Origin of the sequence: Marinomonas balearica, assembly GCF_004362145.1 — a bacterium.
GTDB classification, from domain to species: Bacteria; Pseudomonadota; Gammaproteobacteria; order Pseudomonadales; family Marinomonadaceae; genus Marinomonas; species Marinomonas balearica.
Map to the genome: position 1 here is coordinate 166,551 of NZ_SNXC01000012.1, position 23,175 is coordinate 189,725.

Consider the following 23,175-nt stretch of genomic DNA (forward strand, 5'->3'; position numbering starts at 1 on the left):
TCAATCTCACACAACGGACATTCACACCCCATGTTATCTATGATGCTGAAAGGCGTATTTTTATCCGGTAGCCTAATTGTAGCGATCGGCAGCCAGAATGCTTTTTTACTTAAGTCCGGTCTGAAAAAACAGCATGTTTTCACCGTCGCTACGCTGTGTTTTTTGGGCGATGCTCTGCTAATGACATTGGGTATTTTTGGTATTGGAGCAATCATTCAGGACTATGACATTGCTCAGATCGTGTTGGGTATTTTAGGGACAGCTTTTTTAAGCTGGTATGGAACGCTTTCTTTGAAATCTGCTTTGCACAGCAAACATGCTCTGAATGTATCGTCTGATGATACGCAAAAGCGGGGAAAAACCTCGATTGTCTTAGCCACCGTAGCGATTACCTTTTTAAACCCGCATGTTTATTTAGATACGGTTGTCGTCATTGGCGGCGTTGCCTCTTCCTTTACATTGGATGAAAAACTGTGGTTTCTAATCGGGTCTGTCTCAGCGTCTTTTCTATGGTTTTATGGCCTTGGGTACGCTGCTACGAAGTTGGTGCCTGTGTTTTCTCGCCCAAGTACTTGGAAAATACTCGACAGCATCGTGGCTATTATTATGTTTTATATCGCGTTTGAACTTGCGAAATGGACGTACGGCATGATGGTTTAGAGGCTGTATAATAAGCATAAAAAAGCCCCGAATCTCTTCGAGGCTTTTTCCAACAAAATATTCTGTTCGTTTTATCTTAGGCTTTCTTAACGAACTGAGATTTCAACATCATATCGCCAGCGCCGTCGACTTTACAGTCTAAGTCGTGATCGCCATCAACTAAACGTTTGATTGTCGCTTTGGTACCGATTTTAAGCACTTGAGACGAACCTTTTACCTTCAGGTCTTTTGCTAACGTTACCTTGTCGCCGTCTTGTAGTTGCGTGCCATTTGCGTCTTTAATGAAAAGCGCGTCTTCGTCCACCTCGACTTCATTTGGATTCCAGTCGTGACCACACTCAGGGCAAATCAATAACTCTTGATCCTGATATACGTACTCTGAGTTACATTTAGGACAATTTGGAAGACTCATGCTTATCACTACCTCGTAAAAAACCGGAATAAAAGTGCGGGCATTATACGCTTATTTTTTAGGAACGGGGGAAGTATTAGATACTCGTGAAGCATGAAATGAGCTTTTGCACATTAGATGCAGCTTATGATGAGCTTAATTGATTTACGCATTGGAGAACCCATCAAGGAAGATAAACTGGGCAAGCTAAAATGCGGTATTGCCCAGTTATCTGCGTTTATAAGCGATGAGAACTTATAAACAATGTAAGCTTATTAGAAAGTAAACTTACAGGTATGAACAGCAGTAGTCAGTTACGGCGCGGATTTTAAGCTTAAACGACGCGTTAGCAGGTACGTTGAATTCTTCACCGCCTTTAATCGTTTGCCACTCTGTTTCACCAGGAAGCAAAACATCTAGATCACCCGCTGTGATTTCCATTAGCTCAGCCGCTTCTGTTCCAAACTCATATTCGCCCGGCATCATGATACCCAACGTTTTCTTCGTGCCATCGGCAAACATTACAACACGACTTGTTACTTTACCGTCAAAATAAACATTCGCTGCTTTTAGTACAGAAACATTATCAAACTGAGACACTTTCTACTCCTAATCAATCATTGAATTTTGGCAGTGAGTGTATGATGAATCGATGGAATGCTCTATAGAAAAATAGATAAGTTTTCTAAAATTTTTCGCTAAATTGGATACGAAATTTATGCATAAAAAAAGCCCACTGAATTTTCAGTGGGCTTTTAATAACAAACTCGTTTTACAAAGACACCCAACTAACGTGTCGATAGGACTTAGTAGTCGTATTTACCTGCGCTGTATAAACGTTGAGCCTGTTCCCATACGTCGCCCACTTTTCCGTCTCCAACCGGGGTTCCATCCAACTCAACGACAGGGGCAATCTCTTTACTTGAGCTGGTTAACCAGATTTCATCCGCATTACGAACTTCATCCATGGTAACAGCTCGCTCTTCAACCTTAATCGAGCCGTCTTTACGTAAGATGTCCAACAACATCAAACGCGTGATTCCTGGAAGAATTTGATGATCTAATGGCGGAGTAATAACGGTACCGTCTTTTACGATATAAGCATTACAGGCACTGCCTTCTGTCATTTCGTCGTTGGCGTTATAGAGAATAATTTCGTTATTCCCTGCCTCATAACCTTGTTGAAAATGCATCACGTTACCCAACAAAGCAGTTGATTTGATGTTGCAACGCTTCCAGCGCAAATCCTGTGTTGAGGATACTTTATACTGCTTCACTGTGCCTTTTTCAGGTTTAGGTGCGGGTGCAATTTCAAACGAGAAAGCGTATACGGTGGGAGCAATATTGTCTGGGTAGGCGTGGAAACGCTTAGAATCTGTACCCCGAGAGACATGCAGATAAATCCCTTGGTTTCCACCGCCGTTTTTTTCGATCAGCGTTTCACAAATATCGCGCCATGTGTCGATACTGTAATCGAGTTCAATGTCGATAAAGCTTAGACCTTGATCCATACGTTCAATATGGGGAGCAAAGCCCACTAACTTGCCATCGTAGGAAGGAATTACTTCATAAATTCCATCACCAAAAAGAAAGCCACGATCCATTGGCGAAATTTTCGCTTCTGACATGGGCATGTATTCGCCGTTTAGATATACAATACTCATCATTCTCTCCCAACTATTAGGTAACATTTATCGCGAATAACTCGATTAAGTCGCCACCCGTTAACATTCAGTTATTTGTTAATAAAACCCGTTAATTTACGCAGATCCAGCAACATTTTATTGCCTTCTTCCAGCGGTAAACTGTCTTCCGTTAGTGTATTTTCTCGCGTTACGCCGTCCACACTGCCGTGTTCCGACAAGTAGGTCAGTACTGCCTTGTTATCAAAACTTTCCAGTAAATCTTTCCCTGATAACCAACCCAACAAGGCAACCAAAGCATGACCGCCCCAGTTAGAAACATCGGCTATGACCAATTCACTGCAACGAGTCACCGCTGGAGTAATGTCCAGACGACGAAGAGCGGGTCTCACATTGCCCATTCCAATTTCATTACCGCCGTCGCCAATTGCGATGGTCGGACACCCCGCCTCTAGAATAATTTCATCGAAGCTTGCGGAGTTTGGAGCAATGGATTCACCGCGCATGTTGTAATAGCCGGCGTCTTCTGTTCGCCCTGGACGCTCTATGGAAAGCACAAGTTGAGGCTGATATTTTTCTAGGATTTCAGTGGCTTTAGCAGATCGTTCTTCGGCAGAGGTCTCTCCGACTGACAGTTTCTCAACCGTAAAATCTGAACCAATGGCCGACGCTAATGGGTCACCACACACCATGACAGGCTTAGCTCCGATCATTTCAAAAGCGCGATACAATGAAATAGCACCCACGGGGCCATCGGTTTCAAATGTGCCCGCAACAGGAAAGCCAGTGCCAATCAAGACATATCCGTCACATTGATGCATCATCATGGCTGCACGTAAGCAGTATCCCTTAAGCATGGAAGCCTGAACCGATTTCATTCCACGCGGATTACGAGACACCAATAGATCTTCAATCTCGGCGCTGAGTTGAATCGCTTCTAACACATTTTCAGGAGTGGTTTTCTGAGCTGTCATGTATCCATTCTCTCGTTAAACTGGAACTAAGTTGGCAGACTCTTCACGATGCTTCGCCAACATATGAAGGTTATGTGCGTCGTCTATTGTGATGGTTTCAAAACGCACTTTGGCTCCGGGAGACAGCTGCGCAAGCTTGCCGGTATCAAGTGACAGTACAGAACCTATTTTTGGATACCCGCCAATCGTTTGTCGGTCATTCAACAGGACAATCGGCTGCCCGTCGGCAGGCACCTGAATCGCACCATGGCAAATGCCTTCCGACAATATTCCGTTAATAGACGGTTTAATCTGCGGGCCTTCTAAGCGGAACCCCATTCGATCACTGCGATCTGTCGTGGTGTATTCACTGGAGACAAAAGTAGCAATCTGAAGATCCGAAAATGCTTCTTTTTGATACCCAAGAATGACCCGTAACTTAACGTCTTTCGAATAGTCCGGACGATGCTGTTCAGGAAGACAACGGAGTTCGATACCCGTGCTGCTTTGACACGTCAGCACATCACCTTTTGCCAACTTCGCGCCCTGTTTTTCGCCCGCTAATCCGCCAATTCCCTCTCGAACGACGGTTGCAGCGCTGCCAAATGTATGAGGAACACACAGACCACCGGCAACCGCAAAGTACGCCCTACTTCCTGATGTTGCGAAGCCCAGTTTAATTTTATCCCCGGCTTTTACAGGTAAGGTTTGCCACATCGGCTGTGCTTCACCATTAATCGTCAAAGGTATATCTGCGCCTGTCAGAGCAATGACCGTTTCTACTTGAGCTTCAAGCACCAAACCACCAAAACTCACTTCCAATGCAGTAGCGCCCACATCGTTAGAGCATAAGCGGTTTGCCCAACGAAATGCTTCTGCGTCCAAAGGGCCGCCCACTGTCAATCCAATACCGTGTTGACCATAGCGTCCGGCATCTTGAATCAGTGTCATCAAACCGGGCTGTTGAACCAGAAATCCTTGCTGTTGATCCATAGAACCCTGCTGGAAAATAGTATTTTGCGCTGCGTTAGTCATCCAACGATCCTCCCAACGACAGATAGTCGTCTCGCGTGATAGATTCAAAACGCACTTTATCCCCCACCTGAACGGGCATACTAGGATCTAAATCCGGATTAAACATACGTTGAGGACATCGTCCAATCAGGTTCCAACCTCCCGGAGACACCGCCGGATAAACAGCCGTCTGACGATCCGCAATTGCAACAGCGCCACGAGGAACACGTTGCCTAGGTGTAGACAATCGTGGCGCGGCGATACGCTCATCCACATCTCCAAGGTACGCAAAACCCGGAGCAAAGCCGATGGCGTACACTCGATAATCTGTCGCCTGATGCAAGTGAATGACTTCGTCTGTCGTTAATCCGGCATTACGAGCTAGGTCTTCTAAATCCGCCCCTACTTCCGCTGCATAATAAACAGGTAACGTCACGATACGGCCATTTTCACTGGCTTCGTTTGTCAGTTGGGGTTCAATATTACGAATCGCCTGACGTACTTTAAGATGATCACAGCGAAATAAATCGAAGATGATCAATACGCTGGCATAAGACGGAACTAAATCGATCAACAAATCACCCATCGATTCTTTGAGAAGTCGTGTTACTTGCTCAACTCGATGAGCAACACCTTGTTCACCATGCGTACCAACATAAAGAATCAGAGCATTTTCCCCTGCGACTTCAATTCTCATGCGTTGATTACCTTACGAATCTCTTCAATGGCTTTCACGCCTTCTTCATTGTCGCCATGAACACACAGTGTATCCGCATCAATTTTTAGAGTGTGTCCGCTGACGGTGGTCAACGTGCCTTCTTCATTAAGCTGTTTAACCTGTTCAAGCATTTTTTCGCGGGTATGAACGGCACCGCTTTTGGTACGCGAAAGCAATTTTCCATCATCGTCATAGCAACGGTCCGCAAAAGCTTCAAACAACACGTCTATGCCCGCTTCTTTTGCTTCTGCTCTGTGAACATCACTTTGCGGTGTCGCTTGCAGCATGAGCTTAATGGGACGGTGATACGATGCTATGGCGGTCATAATCGCAGCGCGCACGTCATCTTTTGCCATCATGTCGTTGTATAAGGCACCATGCGGTTTCACATACTGGATTTCGATCCGTTGAGATAAAGCCATTCCATCCATTGCGGCTATTTGATAATGCATAAAAGCGACGATTTCAGCCGCGCTGCAATTCATAGATCGACGACCAAAACCGACTAAATCAGGGTACGCTGGGTGCGCGCCCACTTCGACAGAGTATTGCTTCGCCAAGGACAGCGTGCGCGACATAATGACAGGGTCGCCGGCATGAAAACCACAGGCAATGTTTGCTTGGTCTATGTGAGGCATCACCATTTCGTCCATGCCCATTTTCCAAGAACCGAAGCTTTCACCCAGATCACAGTTAAGTTTCATAATCCAAGCTCCAAACTAAAGAACCGCAAGACGGCTGTTAGGCAAATCAGAGATCAACATATGCCCTGGACTGTGCGTTATACAGAACGACGGTTTTGCCTGCTCTAATACAACTTGAGGAGTCACACCACACGCCCAAAAAACCGGCACTTCGCCTTCGTTTATTGTGACGGCATCGCCAAAATCCGGAGAGTGAATATCCTCAATACCAATCGCAGCTGGATCGCCGAAATGAATCGGTGCGCCGTGTACAGAAGGAAAGCGACTGCAAATTTGTATCGCTCGAATGGCATCCGCAGGCTTCATCGGGCGCATTGACACCACATTCGTCCCACTGAATCGACCAGCAGGTTTGCACTCTATATTTGTGCGATACATGGGAACGTTCACACCTTCGGAGATATTTCGTACATCTAGACCATCTGCAAGCAAAGCTTCTTCAAATGAGAACGAGCAACCCAGTGCAAAAATCACCAGATCATCACGCCAATGCTGCGTCACATCTTGTACCTCTTCGACAAACTCACCGTCTTTAAAAATACGATATTTAGGCACATCAGAACGAATATCTAAATCTTCACCTAATTCGGCAATCGCGATGTCACCCGGTTGCGCTGAAATCCCCACCAGCGGACAAGGTTTAGGGTTTAACTGGCAAAATTTTAAAAAGTCGTTTGCCCAGTCCGCGGGAAGAATCGCAAGGTTACATTGTACAAAACCCTGAGCCAGACCCGACGTGTTACCCTTTAACTCGCCAGCGCGGATCGCGCGTCTTAACTCTACTGGGGATAAAATTTGTAAGTTCATTTGTTCTCAACCTTTTACTTATATCGCCACATGTCCGAAGCGATCATTGCGCTCTGACACTACTTTTCCGCCTCGCATGTAACGGCGCGGCACTCGATCAGAGATTGAACACACAATCTCATAGTTAATGGTTTGCAAGTCTTTTGCTGCCATTTCTATCGTACACTGATCATCTAACAGGTCTACGCGATCCCCTGTTTTAACCGTTTCGTCTATTAAAATCATAGACTGATCCATACAAACACGGCCAATAATGGGGTACTTTTTACCGTTAATACTGACAGGGCGGTTCTGGTGATAGCGCAACCAGCCATCGGCATAACCAATGGGAATAACGGCAACTTTTAAGGACTCGTTGGCTTCGTAGGTCGCGCCATACCCAACTTTATCACCCGCTTGAATGCGTTTAATTTGAGTAATTCGGCTATGCAAAGACAGCGCCTGCTTTAGCTCAATGGGCGAAGAGACAGAATCGTTTGGCTCAAGCCCATACATTGCAATGCCCAATCGAGCACTGTTCGTATTTGGCTGAGCATCGTGATAAAGCAACGCTGCGCTGTTGGACTGGTGCACATACTTAAACGCCGCCAAATCAATGCCCGCAGTTATTTCGGCCACATTCTTCAATTGTTTGGCGTAATAGTCTTTACTACCATCTGCCGTTGCAAAGTGGGTAAAAAGACCCACTAAATTTATACATTTATGATCACTGAGAAGGGAATTTGCGGTTTCTAATGCGTGGGCATTCGTCAGGCCAATACGGTGCATACCTGAATCAATTTTTAGATGCACATTAGCAACCGGGCCACGGTACTGTGCAAGTTGAGTGATCCAATCAATATCGTGTGCGGTAATATCAATATTTTGCTCTGCGGCGAGCGCTACGTCAGACAGACGAACCGGCCCCATGACTAGAATGGGGACATGCTTGATCGCTGCGCGTAAACGCAATGCTTCATCAAGAAAAGCAACCGCAAGATGAGTCGCACCCGCCTCTAATGCCGTGCTCGCCACTTCAACGTCGCCATGGCCATAAGCATTCGCCTTTACGACAGCAAATAAATGCTCGTAGCCAGAATGCTCTTTTATGTGACGAACATTGTGCGCAATTCGATCCAAATCGATTTGTGCCCACGTGTCGCGATAAAACATGCATCAACCTCTTCAATCAGTATCTTTCACTAGAACCAACAACAGATTAAAAATTATACGCCATAACGCAAAGCTTTAAAGAAATATTAAACCTTATATAATCTATTTTTAAGTTTATATTTCTTTTATTTTACAGAGATATAGAAGAAAACGCTGTGAATACAGATTAAGACCAAACATCAAACTTTTGATATTCAATTATGCGAGCAAAAATATTTTATAAATAGAGCAAGTTAAAACGAACGAACTTCTGAACTTTTTTAGCCGTCAAAATAGCAGCCAAGACACTGAGAAATAACATTTACCCAACATTCCATATCGTTTTCCGAGGTATTAGAAAAACCCAGAACAATCCCTTTGGTCGCTAACATAGGATCTACGTAGTGATCTTCCAACAAACTGAGCTGTAACCCTTGAGTCATGGCGTAAGACTTTAAAAATCCGCTTATTTCAGGATCGTCCGCATACGGCGTTTTTAAGCGCAATAGAATGTGCATCCCAGCGGTTGGCTTTTCCCACTCAAACCATTGGGATAAATGTGCATTTAGCAGGCTCTCTAAATAATCTCGTTTCATACGATAATGCCGACGCATTTTGTTGAGATGTCGATAAAACGCGCCAGACGCCATAAAGTCCGAGAGCGCGGGCTGCATGGGTAACGAGGCGGATTGCCCTAACTGCTTCTGACTTTCAAGCACAGGTTTTACAAATGCTTTTGGGACAACAACGTAACTTAACCTTAAGCCTCGAAACAGGGTTTTTGAGAAGCTTCCCACATAGAACACTCGCTCTTCTGCACTCACTCGATGTTTTGCCGCTTGAAACAAGGTAGTTACTGGTCTTCCATGAAAAATGAATTCATTGTCGTAATCATCTTCAATCACAAAGCCCTGTTTTTCGCTCAGTGTCTGTAACCATTTTTCGCGACATTGGGAGCTGTAACTGATTCCTAACGGATACTGACGACAGGGTGTAATGACAGCCGCCCACGGTGATGTGTTTTCTGGGGGAAGAGCACCTCCCAATTGCACATCAAGATGCTCAAGCTGACCGGTTAAGGACGCATTAATCGGCGGGTACGTTGGGTTTTCCGTATACCATTGGTTAACGTGCTTCTTGAGCATATGCTGCAATAATTGCAATGCATCCCGATTTCCTGCCGTTATAATGATTTGTTCCGCCCCACATTCCAGACCTCGTAACGAATAAAGGAATTTAGCCAGTTGCTCCTTTAATTGTGGGAATCCCAAACGATAGTTACCCATTAAGATCTTTGGATCTGGATTCAGCCACGCTCGACGCATACTCGCTGCCCACGCTTTATGAGGGAACACGCTGTGGTCTGCACTGGAGTCGAAATAACCTACGGTTTTTTCAGGCTCTGCGCTTTTAGCCTCAGGCAATGATTCAAGTGGCATTGTAATAAGAGACGTGTTTGCTATAAAAATACCGCGTTTCGGCTTGCTGACTAGCACGCCTTCCGCAACAAGTTGATCGTACGTCTGCGTGACCACACTCCTAGAGACCCCTAACATGTTCGCTAAGCTGCGACTGGAAGGCAGCTTATCTTCTGGACTCACCCTTTTTTCTCGAATGGCCGCAAGAATTTGCTCTCGTAATTGAAGGTAATAAGGCGTTGCATTGTCGCTGATACTTAACGTTAAACTCGCAATTGGGCTCATCATCTGGACTGGCTAAACAGTTTAAAAGTGGATATTTATAACAATACCAGAATTATCTAACCTTGATGCATTCGTTAAGCGACACGATACGCCATAGTTTCGCTATTTATTTGCAGTAAAGGAGTTCCCTATGAAGCAATCCACACCACAACTAAACCAATCGATGAAAACGGACTTATCCACGGTGAAAAGAGGTCCAAACCGCGCTCTTTATGACACCGAAACAGTTTACAAAATTCTCGATGAAACACTCATAGGTCATATTGCGCAAACTAAAGATGAGCAAGTCTTCGTGACACCAACGTGTCATTGGCGAGATGGCGAATACCTTTACTGGCACGCACACAGCAAAGCTCGAAATGTTCGAGACAGCGTTAAAGAAGAAAAGAAAGTGTGTATTAACATCTGTGCATTAGACGGTTTGGTACTGGCTCGATCAGCGTTTCACCACTCAGTAAACTACCGATCTGTGAGTTTGTTCGGCATTCCGGAACAGATTGATAATTACGATGAAAAAGTACGTCAGTTTAAAAACATGCTTGATAAAGTCAGTCCAAATCGCTGGGATTCATTGAGGCCAATCACAGAAACAGAAGTCAAAGCCACAGGGCTCGCGCGCATAAAAATTGAAGAAGCGTCTGTAAAAATGCGAGATGAAGGCGTTAATGATGATGCTGAAGACATGGATTGGCCGGTTTGGGCCGGTGTTCTTCCATTGAAACGTACTTGGGACGCGCCGCTACAGGATTCAGACAGCAGACAAAAACTCGACTTAACCCAACCAACACCTCCGCTTGCTTTCTAACTGCGTCAGTCTTTTCCCAAACCTTATCAGAGAGCCGATCACTTTCATGTGATCGGCTCTTTTTTATTTACACCACAACGGCCAACACCATTTTTCTAACAAGAATGTTAGAAAAAGAAAAACGGAACTCGTTACAACGTATCCGCTATTTTTTTCGATAACTTCTGAATAATGGGGCCCAATATAAACGCGACAATAAAAGCAGCAGGCCAAGCTAATATCCAAGCATTAATCCAAATGCCAAAGAAATTTGATTGTGCGCCCATGTTCAAAAAGGTAATCCAACCCGACATAACCAACGATAAGCTAAAGGACATTAGCATGGCGAAAATAATACGAAGCTTCATTGTTTGATCCGTTATTGTTTAGAAGTAGTGCTGCCGGATATTCCTCTTATTAGGAAGCAGCGCGGCACTTAGATGCCCTTTTTCTGCGTTCTAATGACGAGTTAAAAAAGGTAGAATGCGATCTGATTAATGTAATGGGTATCTAGGCAAGATGGAAGGGCTGTTTTGGTGGCAATATGCGTTAATTGGCGCCATTTTTATATGGAGTGGGTTTGTTCGAAGTGGGCTAGGGTTCGGCGGTGCAGTGCTGGCACTTCCATTTCTACTGCTGGTCAAAAATGATCCCGTTGTATTCCTTCCGATTATATCCATCCATTTATTAATTTTCTCAAGTTGGATTGCCTTTCGTGGCGCTCAGCAAACCAGAAAAGAGGCCAAATCAAACGGCGAAGCGGGCGAAAGTAACATCGCCTGGGGTTATCTAAAGACCGCTCTGGGCATTATGATCGTTCCTAAGCTCATTGGTGTATTTGGTTTACTCACACTTCCCAGCGATATTGTAACAGGCGTAATCTTCGTCATTGTTTCCGTGTTTGCCGTGTCTTATATCATCAACAAACCGTTTAAGAGCAACAACAAATACCTCGATGCATTTTTCCTCATGCTCGGAGGATATGTCAGCGGAACATCACTGATAGGCGCACCTTTAATTGTTGCTGTTTTCGCGACGAAGGTTGCCCGCCATCAACTCAGAGACACTCTATTCGTACTTTGGTTTATTCTGGTCTCAATTAAAATGGTGTCTTTCTTAATTGTCGGAGCCGATCTGCAACTTATCCATCAGCTGTGGTTGTTCCCATGCGCCTTTATTGGCCACCTACTTGGTCAGCGTTTGCATGACAGCCTGCACAAAGCAGAAACGCCCCGGTTCTTTCAGTGTGTTGGAGCCGCCTTGCTGATCGTATGTGGCATTGGGCTTTATACGACGTTAGTGGGTATGTAAGTGGCCATTAAAAGTTCGCAAGTACACCAAACTTCGCCCAACCAACAAATAAGTCAAGCGAATCACGACTTAACTCTTGGTGATAAAACTCTGCGTAATCCGACACGTTTTTAAACCCTACTTGAAACTCCATTGAAAGATTCTTAAAGTTGTAACCAAGTCCTACAGGTACTTGAAAGCCAGTGAAACGCTCACTTCCACCAGTATATTCCCACTCCTCCTGAAACACCCCAACGCCGGTAAAACCATACCAACCACGTCGATACAGAGACAACCCAACAAGAAAGTTAGCGTTCACTTCTGTTGCAGAAAACCCTTCAATATCGTAGGTGCTGGTTGAACTCGATCCACCCACTTCATTTCGCGTTTCTTTCTGGCCACTGGGCGCCCAATGAAAGTTGGCATCCAGCGCGACATTGTCGTTGAAGACGTATCGACTGTTTGCATAGACACCAGAAGTATAAACCGTCTGCTCCCTCGCACTGCCTTGTCCCTGTGTCTCAGTACGACCAGCCCACGCAGATTGTCCAAAAAACCCAACACCAAACTGAAATTTTGAATCATCCGCGTACACAGTGATTGGAAGTAAAAAGAAAGAAGCAGCCAGACAAAGACGTTTCATTGCAGAATCCTCTAATGAAGCAAAAGAGGCATACTAAACAAGCGCTTAACACCCGTAAATAACACTTACAAGTTTGTAAAAACCTTTACACTTTCATGAGAAAAGCCACTCGTCGTCAAAACCACACATTCTGTTTGATGTTTTTGCGATAACTGATCAGCAACGTCACTGCTCTTGCGACGAATAAGCTCGCTTGTGCAAGCCACAACCCATGGTTGCCCATTCCTTGAGTGATAAACCAAACCGGAAAGAACACACCAAGTACACAAAGAATCATAGTGTCCTGCATTTGTTTGACACTGGTCGTGCCTATAAAAATGCCATCAAGCATAAACGACCAAATCCCTAGCAGTGGTAAAGCGATCAACCAAGGCAAATACTCTTTAGCGACGAGCTGAACAGATTCCACATTCGTTAATAACTCAATGATCGCTTCACCAAATAGCCAGAATATCGCGCTCAGGCCAATCGCAGCGATCAACGCCCATAAACTTGAATAAGCAATGACTCGTTTAAATAACGTCTTATTTTTACTACCATAATACTCCCCACAGAGCGCTTCCAATGCAAAAGCAAAGCCGTCCAATGAGTTGGAGATAATGGTAAGAAATATCAGAAGCACGGCGTTTGCTGCAAGCACATCATCGCCAAGGCGCGCGCCTTGCGCAGTAAAAAACAGCATCACGATCAGCAATAGTACGGTACGCACAAACAAGTAGCGGTTCACCTTGATCAGCGATGCATAGCGTTGCCAATCCAATACGGGCTTCAATTTAACAACTAAATTCAATTCAACAAGTTTTCGATAGGCTAGAACAAGAGCAAACAAAGTGCCTATGTAATGAGCTATGACAGTTGCCCATGCGACACCTTCACTCGCCATATCAAACTGATACACTGCAACGTAGTCCAACACCATGTTAATCAGGTTGATAACAAGCAGCATCCACAGTGGCCCTTTGGAATATTGCACACCAAAAAACCATCCAATAAGCGCGTAACCTGCCAACACAGCAGGCGCACTCAATATTCTTGCTTCACAATATAAGCGTGCCCAAGGTTCAACCTCCGCACTTGGAGACATCAACAGTATCGCCAAATCGACAATCGGTGCTCGAAAGACGATCAACACTAAGCCAATAAACGCGCCCATCAACACAGACTGAATCAGCAGTGCCTGAACTTTTTCATTGTCTTTTTGGCCTAGCGCTTGCGCGGTCAGACCTGTTGATCCCATGCGCAGAAAGCCAAACGCCCAAAACAAGAAGCTAAAAATTGAGGCTCCGATCGCAACAGCACCCAAGTGGGTTGCAGTACCTAGATGACCAACAACAGCCGTATCCACCAGCCCCAACAATGGCGTGGTAATATTGGAAAGCATAGGAGGCCACGCAAGATACCAAATCTTGCGATTCAAAGCCGAATTTGTCATTCAACGTCCTTTTTAAAAAAATAGAGCAAAAACCAAAACAAGATCAGATCAGTGGATAACACGCCTTTTGCACTGTTTCACATTCACTGTGGAAAAGCATACAGGTTATACACATTATTTATATGATATAGCGGTGAATCCGTACTTTTTTTAAATAACGCTTGTGGATTAACCCTTTAAACGGGGATATAAACGACTTTTGCCCACAATTTCGCCGAAAATTACTTGTTTAAGGGGTGTTCACACAGCATTTCAGATTCCTTTTTCCACAAGAGGTTATTATACTGGCGCTTTTACCCTTAGACAGTGCCAATTTTACACTGGAGTCACTATGAAAAAATCACTCAAACCTATTCTTGAAGGCTTAGCCGTTGGCTGTGTGTTCATCAGTATCACTATGTTGTTTTCAATTCCTATGTATATGAGCCTAATTATCGGCGCATTGGCTGCACTAGGGGGTTACCGTAACGCCATCAAGATGGACAAAGAAAAAGCGGAAAAGAATAAGATCCCTGACGAGCACAACGAATAAATGGCATACGGCGACGGCGACAGTACTTATCAAGCCTTGGGTAAATTAGAAGGTATTCGCACTTTAGTAGAAGCCTTTTATCGAATTATGGAATCGACTCCCGATTACCGACCGTTGTTTGATATGCATCCCAGCAATACCCACGTATCCATAGACAAACTCGTTGCCTTTCTATCGGGTTGGACGGGCGGAGAACGCCTCTTTGCAAAGACCTATGGCCAAATCAGCTTACCGCAAGCGCATGCACACTTGATCGTTACCGAAAAAGAAAAACAGATGTGGCTCGGCTGTATGAGCGATGCGCTAGACACTCTCGATTATCCGGATGATTTAAAAGCGTATCTTATTGAGAAACTAAACTTTCCAGCAACACGCATACATCAAGTAAGCCAAGCGCGTCATGGGCACGATGATTAGCTAAAAATCAGTTGGGAACGACACTTTTATGAACCGTAATCCCTAGCCTTTTTCCAAGCCGTACCAAATTAGCGCGATCCATGGATAACTCGCGTGCGGCCTGCGCCCAATTCCCCTCTTTTCGACGCAAAGCATCAAGAATGATGCCTTTTTGATAACGCTCCGTTGCCTCTTTTAAATTCACTACTGGGTGAACATCAGTGTTGGAAAACTCATCTTTGGAACTGAATTGACGGGCATCTTCACTGCTAAGCTGAGGTTCAGGTTGAGAGAACGCTGTATATTTCCCTTCCTGAATACCGGTTAAATGACTTGGTCCAATAACCGTTAACTCTGATTGTTGATCAGATCGTGCAAGCAACGCCGCTCTGGAAATAACGTGCTCTAGCTCTCTCACATTGCCCGGCCATTGATAGCCTCTAAGAACCTCACCGGCGGACTCCGAGATAATAAGCTGCCGTAAACCAAGCTTTCTACGGTACTGTTCAGCAAAATGTCCCGCTAACAGGAGAGTATCACCCTGCCGCTCTCTCAGGGGCGGCACATGGACAGGAAAAACACTTAGCCGATGGAACAAATCCGCACGAAACCGTTTGTTCTCAACTTCATCACTGAGGACGCGGTTCGTCGCTGCGATAATGCGCACATCGACGTTCTTCGTTTTATCTCGACCGACAGCCTGTATTTCTTGATTCTGAATCGCTCGCAATAATGTGCCTTGTACTTCTAACGGCAACTCCCCTATTTCATCCAGAAATAACGTACCGCCATCAGCAAGCAAAAATTTACCATCTCTATCTCTATCTGCGCCGGTAAATGCCCCTTTTACATGACCAAACAGCTCGCTTTCAATTAGGTGTTGCGGAATGGCAGCACAATTAACGTACACCATTGGCGCACTGGAACGTTGTGACAAGCTGTGAAGTTTTCGGGCGACCAGCTCCTTACCCACGCCTGTTTCACCCTCTATCAACACAGCAAAATCCGACGGTGCGACCAGTTCAATAGATTGCATCAGTTTAGACATCACCTCACTCTGACCCAATATTGATGAACCTTCTTTTAAATGCTCATCCTCAGTAAGCGCTTGAACTAAAGACTGAGCACGATGCGATTTCCGTTCGAGCTTCGACATTAACATCGAAGTATTCAAAGCCATTGCCGCCATCGCTGCAATGATGTCCAAAGCACGACTGTCGATTTCATCAAATTCATTCGGCGCGATGCTGTCTAATGTGACCGCTCCGATCAAGCTGCCTTCCAAATACAACGGGATTCCCATACAGGAATGCACCGAAAGATCATCATGGCCAACAACCATGCCATCGTAAGGGTCGGGTAACGGAGAATCGGCAGCGAATCGCACCGGATATCGGTCTTCGCAGATGGCAGCTAACCTTGGATGCTCATCAATTACAAAGTGACGCCCTAAAACATCATCCAATAACCCTCGTTGAGCAAGCGGTACTAATACGTTTTCTCGACATTCCAATAACACAACCGCATCGCAATTTATCGCGCCACGTACCGCGCTAATAAGCAATTCAAAACGATTAGATTGAGCGGTCACACTGGCAAGATCCATCGCAAGGTTTAATAACGAACTTTGAGTCACTTTATTCACAGAGGTCGGCCTAATTTGAGTCATTTTGACTCTTTTATAATAAATAGACCGACTATTAATCAAGTCATTTTGACTCTTACATTCTGTCAAAAATTCATAACCTATTGATAATATTGTTTTTTTATTTCTGGCATGAGTTTCGCTATTTACTGCTTAGTATTCTGTAACACTCATTGCTCATAAGGAAAAACCATGCTGACTCAGACACATATTGATACCGTCAAAGCCACTATCCCGTTACTTGCCTCTGCAGGCACGGCCATCACAACACACTTTTACAACCGCATGTTCACGCATAATCCCGAGCTGAAGCATGTTTTTAATATGAGTAACCAACACACAACACGTCAGCCCACGGCTCTGTTTAATGCCATTGCAGCGTACGCAACATACATCGATAACCTTGATGTTCTAACAGACGCGGTACAACGTATTGCACATAAACATACCAGCTTCAATATTCAGCCAGAGCAATATGAAATCGTCGGGCATCATCTTATTGAAACGTTACGAGAGCTTGCTCCTGACGCGTTCACTAAAGACGTTGAAGAAGCCTGGGTTGCCGCGTACATGCAGCTCGCCGATATCTTTATTCAGGTAGAAGGTGACTTATACCGAACCAGAGCAGCGCAAGAAGGCGGCTGGGAAGGGTTTCGTTCCTTCAAAGTAATCTCAAAAACACCTGAATCAGAGTTAGTCACCAGTTTCGTTTTAGAACCTGTCGATCAAAACGCAGTAATCCACTATAAACCCGGCCAGTATCTTGGGATTAAAATACATCCAACCGGACATGAATTCGATGAGATACGTCAATACTCTCTCTCGACATCGGCAAATAATCGCACTTATCGAATCAGTGTGAAGAGAGAAACCTCTGGAGAGTGCGAGGGCATCGTCTCAAATTATTTACACGATCACGTTCAAGAAGGTGACATCATTGAAGCCATGCCTCCGGCAGGTGATTTCTCTTTAAAAGAAACCGATCAACCCGTTGTTTTGATCTCAGCGGGCGTCGGCTTGACCCCAATGCAAGCCATGTTGGATACATTAGCGGATAAGAAAAGCACTCAACCTGTTTTCTATTTACATGCTTGTAAAAATACAGCGTTACTTTCATTCAAAGAGCACGTTGAAGCGCAAAAAGCCGTATTGAACCTAACCACACAGTATTGGTTCGAACAGGCGAATGTTGTCGACGAGACGATGCAAGAAGGTCTAATGAAGCTTGAGCCAATGAAAGACATTTTGCCGCTTGAACAAGGGGAATTTTATCTGTGTGGACCAGTTGGCTTTATGACCTTTATAAAGCAACAACTGCTAGAGTTAGGCGTGGATGCGAGCCGAATACACTATGAACTGTTTGGCCCTCATTTGGATATTTAACTCAACAATATCTAAGAAGCCTTAAACAGTTACGTCTGCTTAAACGGCAGCAATGTGTGGGTGTCTTGATGATACTCACGCACTGCTGTGGTTTCTTCATCACAAAAGCGCTCTATGGCATCACGAAAGCCAGAGTGCTCGATGTAATGAATACTGTGGCTAAAAACGGGTTCAAAACCACGTGCAATCTTATGCTCGCCCTGAGTACCGGGATCGAAATGTTGCAGCCCGCGCTCAATGCAAAATTCGATACCTTGATAGTAACACGCTTCGAAATGCAGACAGTCGAACTCTTCAATACAGCCCCAATAACGCCCATAAAGGCTGTGATCATCAAAGAAACACCACGATGCAGCCACCTTTCGCTCTCCTTGATAGGCTAATACCAGAAGAATGTTATCGCCAATACTGTCCACAAGGCGCTCGAAAAAGGCCTGTGTTAAATAGCCTTCTTGGCCACGTTTGGCGTACGTTGCTTGGTAACATTGGTAGAAAAATTCGATGTCTTCTGTACTAAGCTCAGTGCCTAGTTTTCGAGCAAGATGAATGCCTTGAGCGTTCACTTTATCACGCTCTTTGCGGGCGGATTTACGTTTACGGCTAGCGAATGTCGCAAAGTAATCTGTCATGTCTCGGTAGTTACGATTAAACCAATGAAACTGGCAAGAAACTCGATGCAACAGCTCAGGCTTTTGGACAAGCAAGTCAGCATGATGCTGTTTCGTGAACAATAAATGCCAGCTCGAAAAGTCCCGCTCTTTATTTGCTTCCGTGATTAAGTCCGCCAATGTGGCGTATAAATGCCCGAACTCTTCACTTTCTCCTGTTGGATCAAGCTGAGAAAACACGCGTGGCCCCGAGACGGGAGAGAAAGGCACAGCCCAAATACGTTTTGGAAAATACGCCATGCCATGTCGTTGATACGCATCCGCCCAAGACCAATCAAAGACAAATTCACCTTGAGAATGTGTCTTAAGATACGTCGGAACAATGGCTATGGGGTCATCATCGTCTTCTGTTACCAACAAATACTCAGGATACCAGCCTGTACCTTCTCCGATACTGTGGCTTTGCTCCAAAGCAAGATGGAAATCAAATTGTGCAAACGGATATGCGGTTTCACCAATCGCGGTGTTCCAGCGATTTCGTCCTATTTTTTCAGCAGAACCGAACCATTGTGCTTTCACGCGATTCTCCTAGTTGGATGTCTATTGAGCAAAATCACATCTCACGGCGTAATTGCTCAATAACAGGAGCTTGTTCCGGTCGGACATGACGCCATACAAAGAAGGCTTCTGCGGCTTGTCCAACAAGCATACCCAAGCCATCAGCGCCCTTCGCACCGAGCGTCTGGGCCCATTTCAAAAAGACGGTTGGCTCCTTGCCGTACATCATGTCATAGCACCATGTATGCGCACCCACCAGTTCGTCTTTCAGAGGCGGTAACTGCCCAGAAAGGCTGGCTGAAGATCCGTTAATAATCACGTCAAACGTGCCTTCTAACGCTTCGAATGAGGAAGCCTGACAACCAAATGCTTCTGCCAACGTTTCCGCCTTGGATACCGTGCGATTCGCGACGGTCACGGACAAAGGATTTTGAGCCAATACAGGATCAAGCACTCCGCGCACAGCGCCTCCTGCGCCCACAATCAGTATACGTTTACCTTCTAGCGATTGACCCAGAACATGAACGATATCACGCACCATGCCTGCACCGTCTGTGTTGTCACCGTACACTTTGCCATTTTTCCCCAACATTAGGGTATTAACGGCACCCGCAAGTTTTGCACGTGGACTTAATACATCACACAGAGCGTATGCTCGCTCTTTAAAAGGAACGGTTACGTTCATTCCTTTTCCGCCTTCGGAAAAAAAACAACGTACTTGGTTTTCAAACTGAGCGTCTTCACCGAGCAGGGTGCTGTAGTTCATATCCTGACCGGTCTGTTTTGCAAACGTAGCATGAATGGCGGGCGATTTACTGTGGGCAATGGGGTTACCCACAACAACGTATTGATCCAATGTACACCTCAAATATCTGTAAAAATGATTAACGTCCCAGCCAATTTCGGGCTTGTAAGTAGTAATCCGTTAATTTTGCTTCTTCGCTGTCAGGCTTAACATCATAGCCATAACTCCATCGAACTTCTGGCGGCAACGACATCAAGATGGACTCCGTTCGTCCGGCGCCACTTTGCAAACCAAAGTGTGTTCCTCGGTCAAAGACCAAGTTAAATTCCACATAACGTCCGCGACGATGAAGCTGGAAGTCTCGTTGCTGCTCCGTATAGGGCATTGCCTGTCGTTTCTTCAAAATAGGCTCGTAAGCCTTAATATAAGCATCACCTACCGAGCGCATTAACGCGAAGCTATCATTAAACGGCAGTTCATTAAAATCATCAAAAAACAAACCACCTACGCCTCTCGGTTCCCCGCGATGCTTTAAGTAGAAATATTCATCACACCAGATTTTAAAACGGTCGTAGTACTCTTCCCCAAACGGCGTCAATGCGTCTAACGCGGTCTGATGCCAAGCAATGCAGTCTTCATCAAATCCATAGTAAGGGGTTAGGTCAAATCCACCACCGAACCACCATACTGGGTCCATGCCGTCTTTATGAACAACAAACAAACGGACGTTTGCGTGAGACGTCGGTGCCATCGGATTTTTAGGATGAATAACTAAAGAAACGCCCATGGCTTCAAACCGGCCACCGGCTAATTCAGGACGCTCCGCCGTTGCAGAAGGCGGCAGCGTATCTCCCATAACATGCGAAAAGTTTACGCCGCCTTTTTCGATCACCTCACCGCCCGCGATAACACGAGTTCGGCCACCTCCGCCGTTGGGTCGGTTCCAAGCGTCTTCATGGAACCTTAATTGTGGCTCAAATCCTTCGAGGCCACGGCAAATATGATCTTGTAGCGACATTAGGTACTCTTTTACCGCTGCAATATCCTTTGAGGAAAGGCTGTGGGACACACGTATCTCCGTCTCTTTAAATAAAGGGGGTTATGATAGTAATAATCCGGTATTTAAGGAAGTAACCACCTCAATCATTAAGCAAGCATTGCAGCATTAGATCAGCTATCTAAGTGCTTAATAAGATCGCGCCAATGCACCGTTGCTTGATTAAACATATCTGGATTTCCCGTTGCTTTTACCAAAACCGACGCGCCGTGCAAACTCGCCAAAATACGGCTTGCGTAATTGTGGACTTCTTCGGTTGTCATCCAGTCTTTTCGCATATAGGAGACGACCGTACCTAACCAATCGAGTTTTAACTGATAGAATTCATTCAACTCTTCTATAGTGGCAGGCTCCAGCAAATTTTTTTCTGCAGACAACACCGTACAAAGACTTAAATTATCTTGATCTACAACCGTCTCTTTAAAGCCATCAATAAATTTATTTAACGCCTTTTGCGCCGCACTTTTTTTCTTTTTCGGTAAAATTAAACGCTTAGCAAACTCTTCTTTGTAGCGCTGCATTACCGCGGTGACAAGATTCGCTTTTGTTGGGAAATGATAGTGAACACTTGCACTCTTAATGCCGACTTCCGCAGCTAAATCACGAAAGCTCATTGCCTTGTAGCCGTTTTTCAATATCGCTTTTTCGGCTGCGTCCATAATGGCAACTTTAGTAGGGTTTACCGCAGTCGTTGCGGATTCGATAGTGGCCTGCATATCCATACTCGTTCCTCTTATTTTTCTATCATATGGTAGACATTCTATTGACTAAGAAAAAAAATGCGAGCAAAATTCAATCAAAAGTTATGTATCAACTGATAGGTAAACAATAAGTCGCCTACTTCACAGATCCACTCAAACGCTTGAAAGGAAAAAACAATGCTTGAACGGAACGAGACAATATATGACCTAGTTGTATTAGGAAGTGGTCCAGGAGGATACGCCGCAGCATTTAGAGCGGCCGATTTGGGGCTAAACGTTGCCCTGATTGAACGCTACGAAACTTTAGGAGGAGTCTGTCTAAATGTTGGCTGTATCCCATCAAAGGCACTTTTACACATAGCTGGCGATATTAGAACGGCGCAAGAGGCAAAACATGGCGTCACTTTCTTGAAGCCAAAAATAGATCTTGATGCAGTGCGAAAGCACAAAGAATCCACGGTAAATAAACTCACAGGAAACCTTGCTCTGATGGCCAAGCAACGAAACGTTGCCCTCTACATTGGAGAAGGGCGCTTTAGCAGCCAACACGCCATCGAAATACACTCAAATGACGCCAAAAAAGGCGCTTCTACTGACACGCTGACATTTAAACACACGATTATCGCCATCGGCTCGGCGGCTGTCCATTTGCCTTTTATTCCAGAAGACGACCGTATTTGGGACTCATCACGTGCGCTTGAATTGCCTTACGTTCCTAATCATTTAGTCGTTTTAGGTGGCGGTATTATTGGACTAGAAATGGCCACTGTATACGAAGCACTCGGAGCAAAAGTAACCATTGTTGAGCAAGGAAAACAGCTAATGCCCGGCGCGGATGCGGATCAGGTACGCGTGTTCCAAAAAGCAAACACTTCCAGAATGACATTTAAAACTCGCACAAAAATGACCAAGGTCGATCATTCAGGGCAGATGCTGAACCTTACACTAACCACGGATGCTGGTGATGAAACCTTAGAAGCCGATGCATTATTGGTGGCGGTTGGAAGAAAGCCCAACGGATTCAATGCAGGCATCCCAGAAATCAATATAAATGTAGATGACCGAGGGTTTATCATCACCGATGATATGTGCAGAACATCGATCGATCATATTTTCGCAATCGGAGACGTTACTCATGGCCCCATGTTAGCTCATAAAGCAAGCCACGAAGGGCACGTTGCGGCAGAAGTCGCTGCGGGGCATATTGCTCATTTTTCATCGTTAGGCATTCCTTCTATCGCATACACTTATCCCGAAGTCGCATGGGTTGGGTTGACAGAAACTCAAGCGAAAGCACAGGGTATTAACTATAAAGTCGCGACATTTCCGTGGTCCGCATCAGGCCGAGCAATCGCGTCGGGGCAAACAAATGGTGCAACAAAGTTAATCTACGAACCTGAGTACCATCGTTTGCTTGGAGCAGGTGTGGTCGGTGCTCACGCCGGAGAATTACTGGGAGAGCTGACGCTTGCATTGGAATACGGTGCAACATTAGAAGACATTGCCTTGACCATTCATGCTCACCCGAGCCTACATGAAAGCATTGGGCTCGCCGCCGAGCTTGGGGCAGGAACCATTACCGATTACCCTAACCCTTCTTCTGTAAAGCGCAGAGAGTAATGCATCGTAAGCAGTGTTCTACAAAGCACAGATTGATGCTTTTACCTCTGTATCGAA

General features: G+C 45.2%; 25 protein-coding genes. 7 read left to right on the plus strand and 18 right to left on the minus strand.

What is annotated here, in order from left to right; all coding sequences use genetic code 11:
- Positions 1–30: 30 nt before the first annotated feature.
- On the plus strand, positions 31–660 hold the full coding sequence (locus tag DFP79_RS10610) for a LysE/ArgO family amino acid transporter (RefSeq protein WP_133503925.1): 630 nt from the start codon (positions 31–33) through the stop codon (positions 658–660).
- 76 nt (positions 661–736) lie between these two features.
- Here the strand turns inward: DFP79_RS10610 and DFP79_RS10615 are convergent, their stop codons facing one another.
- The 10 genes from DFP79_RS10615 to pdxR form a co-directional block, all read right to left on the minus strand.
- Positions 737–1,072: a zinc ribbon domain-containing protein YjdM gene (locus DFP79_RS10615; RefSeq protein WP_133503926.1), complete on the minus strand. Its 336-nt coding sequence runs from the start codon at positions 1,070–1,072 to the stop codon at positions 737–739.
- Between the two features lie 267 nt (positions 1,073–1,339).
- A complete protein-coding gene (ppnP, locus tag DFP79_RS10620; RefSeq protein ID WP_133503927.1) occupies positions 1,340–1,651 on the minus strand; it encodes a pyrimidine/purine nucleoside phosphorylase in 312 nt (103 codons plus the stop codon).
- A gap of 206 nt (positions 1,652–1,857) precedes the next feature.
- Complete coding sequence (locus tag DFP79_RS10625; RefSeq protein ID WP_133503928.1) at positions 1,858–2,715, minus strand: D-amino acid aminotransferase; 858 nt, start codon at positions 2,713–2,715, stop codon at positions 1,858–1,860.
- Positions 2,716–2,786: 71 nt separating this feature from the next.
- Positions 2,787–3,668 carry a DUF4392 domain-containing protein gene (locus DFP79_RS10630; RefSeq protein WP_133503929.1) on the minus strand — a complete coding sequence of 294 codons (882 nt, stop codon included), beginning with the start codon at positions 3,666–3,668 and terminating at the stop codon, positions 2,787–2,789.
- A gap of 15 nt (positions 3,669–3,683) precedes the next feature.
- A complete protein-coding gene (locus DFP79_RS10635; protein ID WP_243730250.1) occupies positions 3,684–4,682 on the minus strand; it encodes a 5-oxoprolinase subunit C family protein in 999 nt (332 codons plus the stop codon).
- On the minus strand, positions 4,675–5,358 hold the full coding sequence (pxpB, locus tag DFP79_RS10640; RefSeq protein ID WP_133503930.1) for a 5-oxoprolinase subunit PxpB: 684 nt from the start codon (positions 5,356–5,358) through the stop codon (positions 4,675–4,677). The genes DFP79_RS10635 and pxpB overlap by 8 nt, the downstream gene beginning before the upstream one ends.
- The gene (locus DFP79_RS10645) at positions 5,355–6,083 is read right to left on the minus strand and encodes a 5-oxoprolinase subunit PxpA (protein ID WP_133503931.1); all 729 of its coding nucleotides are present in this window, start codon (positions 6,081–6,083) and stop codon (positions 5,355–5,357) included. The genes pxpB and DFP79_RS10645 overlap by 4 nt, the downstream gene beginning before the upstream one ends.
- A gap of 15 nt (positions 6,084–6,098) precedes the next feature.
- Entirely contained in the window at positions 6,099–6,890 is a 792-nt protein-coding gene (locus DFP79_RS10650) for a putative hydro-lyase (protein WP_133503932.1), read from the minus strand.
- Positions 6,891–6,908: 18 nt separating this feature from the next.
- Positions 6,909–8,042, minus strand: a complete 1,134-nt coding sequence (gene alr / locus DFP79_RS10655; protein ID WP_133503933.1) for an alanine racemase — start codon at positions 8,040–8,042, stop codon at positions 6,909–6,911.
- Positions 8,043–8,302: 260 nt separating this feature from the next.
- Positions 8,303–9,727, minus strand: coding sequence for a MocR-like pyridoxine biosynthesis transcription factor PdxR (gene pdxR, locus DFP79_RS10660; RefSeq protein ID WP_133503934.1), 1,425 nt, complete (start codon positions 9,725–9,727; stop codon positions 8,303–8,305).
- A gap of 127 nt (positions 9,728–9,854) precedes the next feature.
- On the opposite strand from pdxR, the gene DFP79_RS10665 reads away from it, so the two are divergent.
- A complete protein-coding gene (locus tag DFP79_RS10665) occupies positions 9,855–10,529 on the plus strand; it encodes a pyridoxamine 5'-phosphate oxidase family protein (protein WP_133503935.1) in 675 nt (224 codons plus the stop codon).
- 131 nt (positions 10,530–10,660) lie between these two features.
- Here the strand turns inward: DFP79_RS10665 and DFP79_RS10670 are convergent, their stop codons facing one another.
- Positions 10,661–10,876, minus strand: a complete 216-nt coding sequence (locus tag DFP79_RS10670; RefSeq protein WP_133503936.1) for a DUF2798 domain-containing protein — start codon at positions 10,874–10,876, stop codon at positions 10,661–10,663.
- A gap of 151 nt (positions 10,877–11,027) precedes the next feature.
- Here DFP79_RS10670 and DFP79_RS10675 point away from each other — a divergent pair, with 151 nt between their 5' ends.
- Complete coding sequence (locus DFP79_RS10675; RefSeq protein WP_133503937.1) at positions 11,028–11,819, plus strand: TSUP family transporter; 792 nt, start codon at positions 11,028–11,030, stop codon at positions 11,817–11,819.
- Positions 11,820–11,826: 7 nt separating this feature from the next.
- Here DFP79_RS10675 and DFP79_RS10680 read toward each other — a convergent pair whose 3' ends face one another.
- On the minus strand, positions 11,827–12,441 hold the full coding sequence (locus DFP79_RS10680; protein WP_133503938.1) for an outer membrane beta-barrel protein: 615 nt from the start codon (positions 12,439–12,441) through the stop codon (positions 11,827–11,829).
- A gap of 115 nt (positions 12,442–12,556) precedes the next feature.
- The gene (locus DFP79_RS10685; RefSeq protein WP_133503939.1) at positions 12,557–13,873 is read right to left on the minus strand and encodes an MATE family efflux transporter; all 1,317 of its coding nucleotides are present in this window, start codon (positions 13,871–13,873) and stop codon (positions 12,557–12,559) included.
- A gap of 331 nt (positions 13,874–14,204) precedes the next feature.
- Here DFP79_RS10685 and DFP79_RS10690 point away from each other — a divergent pair, with 331 nt between their 5' ends.
- Together DFP79_RS10690 and DFP79_RS10695 are read left to right on the plus strand one after the other, a co-directional pair.
- On the plus strand, positions 14,205–14,405 hold the full coding sequence (locus DFP79_RS10690) for a hypothetical protein (protein ID WP_133503940.1): 201 nt from the start codon (positions 14,205–14,207) through the stop codon (positions 14,403–14,405).
- Positions 14,406–14,822 (plus strand): globin domain-containing protein, encoded by a 417-nt coding sequence (locus tag DFP79_RS10695; protein WP_133503941.1) that lies wholly within the window; start codon positions 14,406–14,408, stop codon positions 14,820–14,822. It abuts the gene before it with no gap.
- 7 nt (positions 14,823–14,829) lie between these two features.
- Here DFP79_RS10695 and norR read toward each other — a convergent pair whose 3' ends face one another.
- Entirely contained in the window at positions 14,830–16,470 is a 1,641-nt protein-coding gene (gene norR / locus DFP79_RS10700) for a nitric oxide reductase transcriptional regulator NorR (RefSeq protein ID WP_133503942.1), read from the minus strand.
- Between the two features lie 168 nt (positions 16,471–16,638).
- Here norR and hmpA point away from each other — a divergent pair, with 168 nt between their 5' ends.
- The gene (gene hmpA / locus DFP79_RS10705; RefSeq protein WP_133503943.1) at positions 16,639–17,829 is read left to right on the plus strand and encodes an NO-inducible flavohemoprotein; all 1,191 of its coding nucleotides are present in this window, start codon (positions 16,639–16,641) and stop codon (positions 17,827–17,829) included.
- A 29-nt stretch (positions 17,830–17,858) separates the two neighbouring features.
- Here hmpA and DFP79_RS10710 read toward each other — a convergent pair whose 3' ends face one another.
- The 4 genes from DFP79_RS10710 to DFP79_RS10725 form a co-directional block, all read right to left on the minus strand.
- Entirely contained in the window at positions 17,859–19,016 is a 1,158-nt protein-coding gene (locus tag DFP79_RS10710; protein ID WP_133503944.1) for a GNAT family N-acetyltransferase, read from the minus strand.
- A 34-nt stretch (positions 19,017–19,050) separates the two neighbouring features.
- Positions 19,051–19,851: a shikimate dehydrogenase gene (gene aroE, locus DFP79_RS10715; RefSeq protein WP_133503945.1), complete on the minus strand. Its 801-nt coding sequence runs from the start codon at positions 19,849–19,851 to the stop codon at positions 19,051–19,053.
- Positions 19,852–19,879: 28 nt separating this feature from the next.
- Positions 19,880–20,809, minus strand: coding sequence for an oxygen-dependent coproporphyrinogen oxidase (gene hemF / locus DFP79_RS10720; RefSeq protein WP_133503946.1), 930 nt, complete (start codon positions 20,807–20,809; stop codon positions 19,880–19,882).
- A 101-nt stretch (positions 20,810–20,910) separates the two neighbouring features.
- On the minus strand, positions 20,911–21,519 hold the full coding sequence (locus tag DFP79_RS10725) for a TetR/AcrR family transcriptional regulator (protein ID WP_243730251.1): 609 nt from the start codon (positions 21,517–21,519) through the stop codon (positions 20,911–20,913).
- Positions 21,520–21,675: 156 nt separating this feature from the next.
- On the opposite strand from DFP79_RS10725, the gene lpdA reads away from it, so the two are divergent.
- Positions 21,676–23,118 (plus strand): dihydrolipoyl dehydrogenase, encoded by a 1,443-nt coding sequence (gene lpdA / locus DFP79_RS10730; RefSeq protein WP_133503947.1) that lies wholly within the window; start codon positions 21,676–21,678, stop codon positions 23,116–23,118.
- The last annotated feature ends 57 nt before the right edge of the window (positions 23,119–23,175 follow it).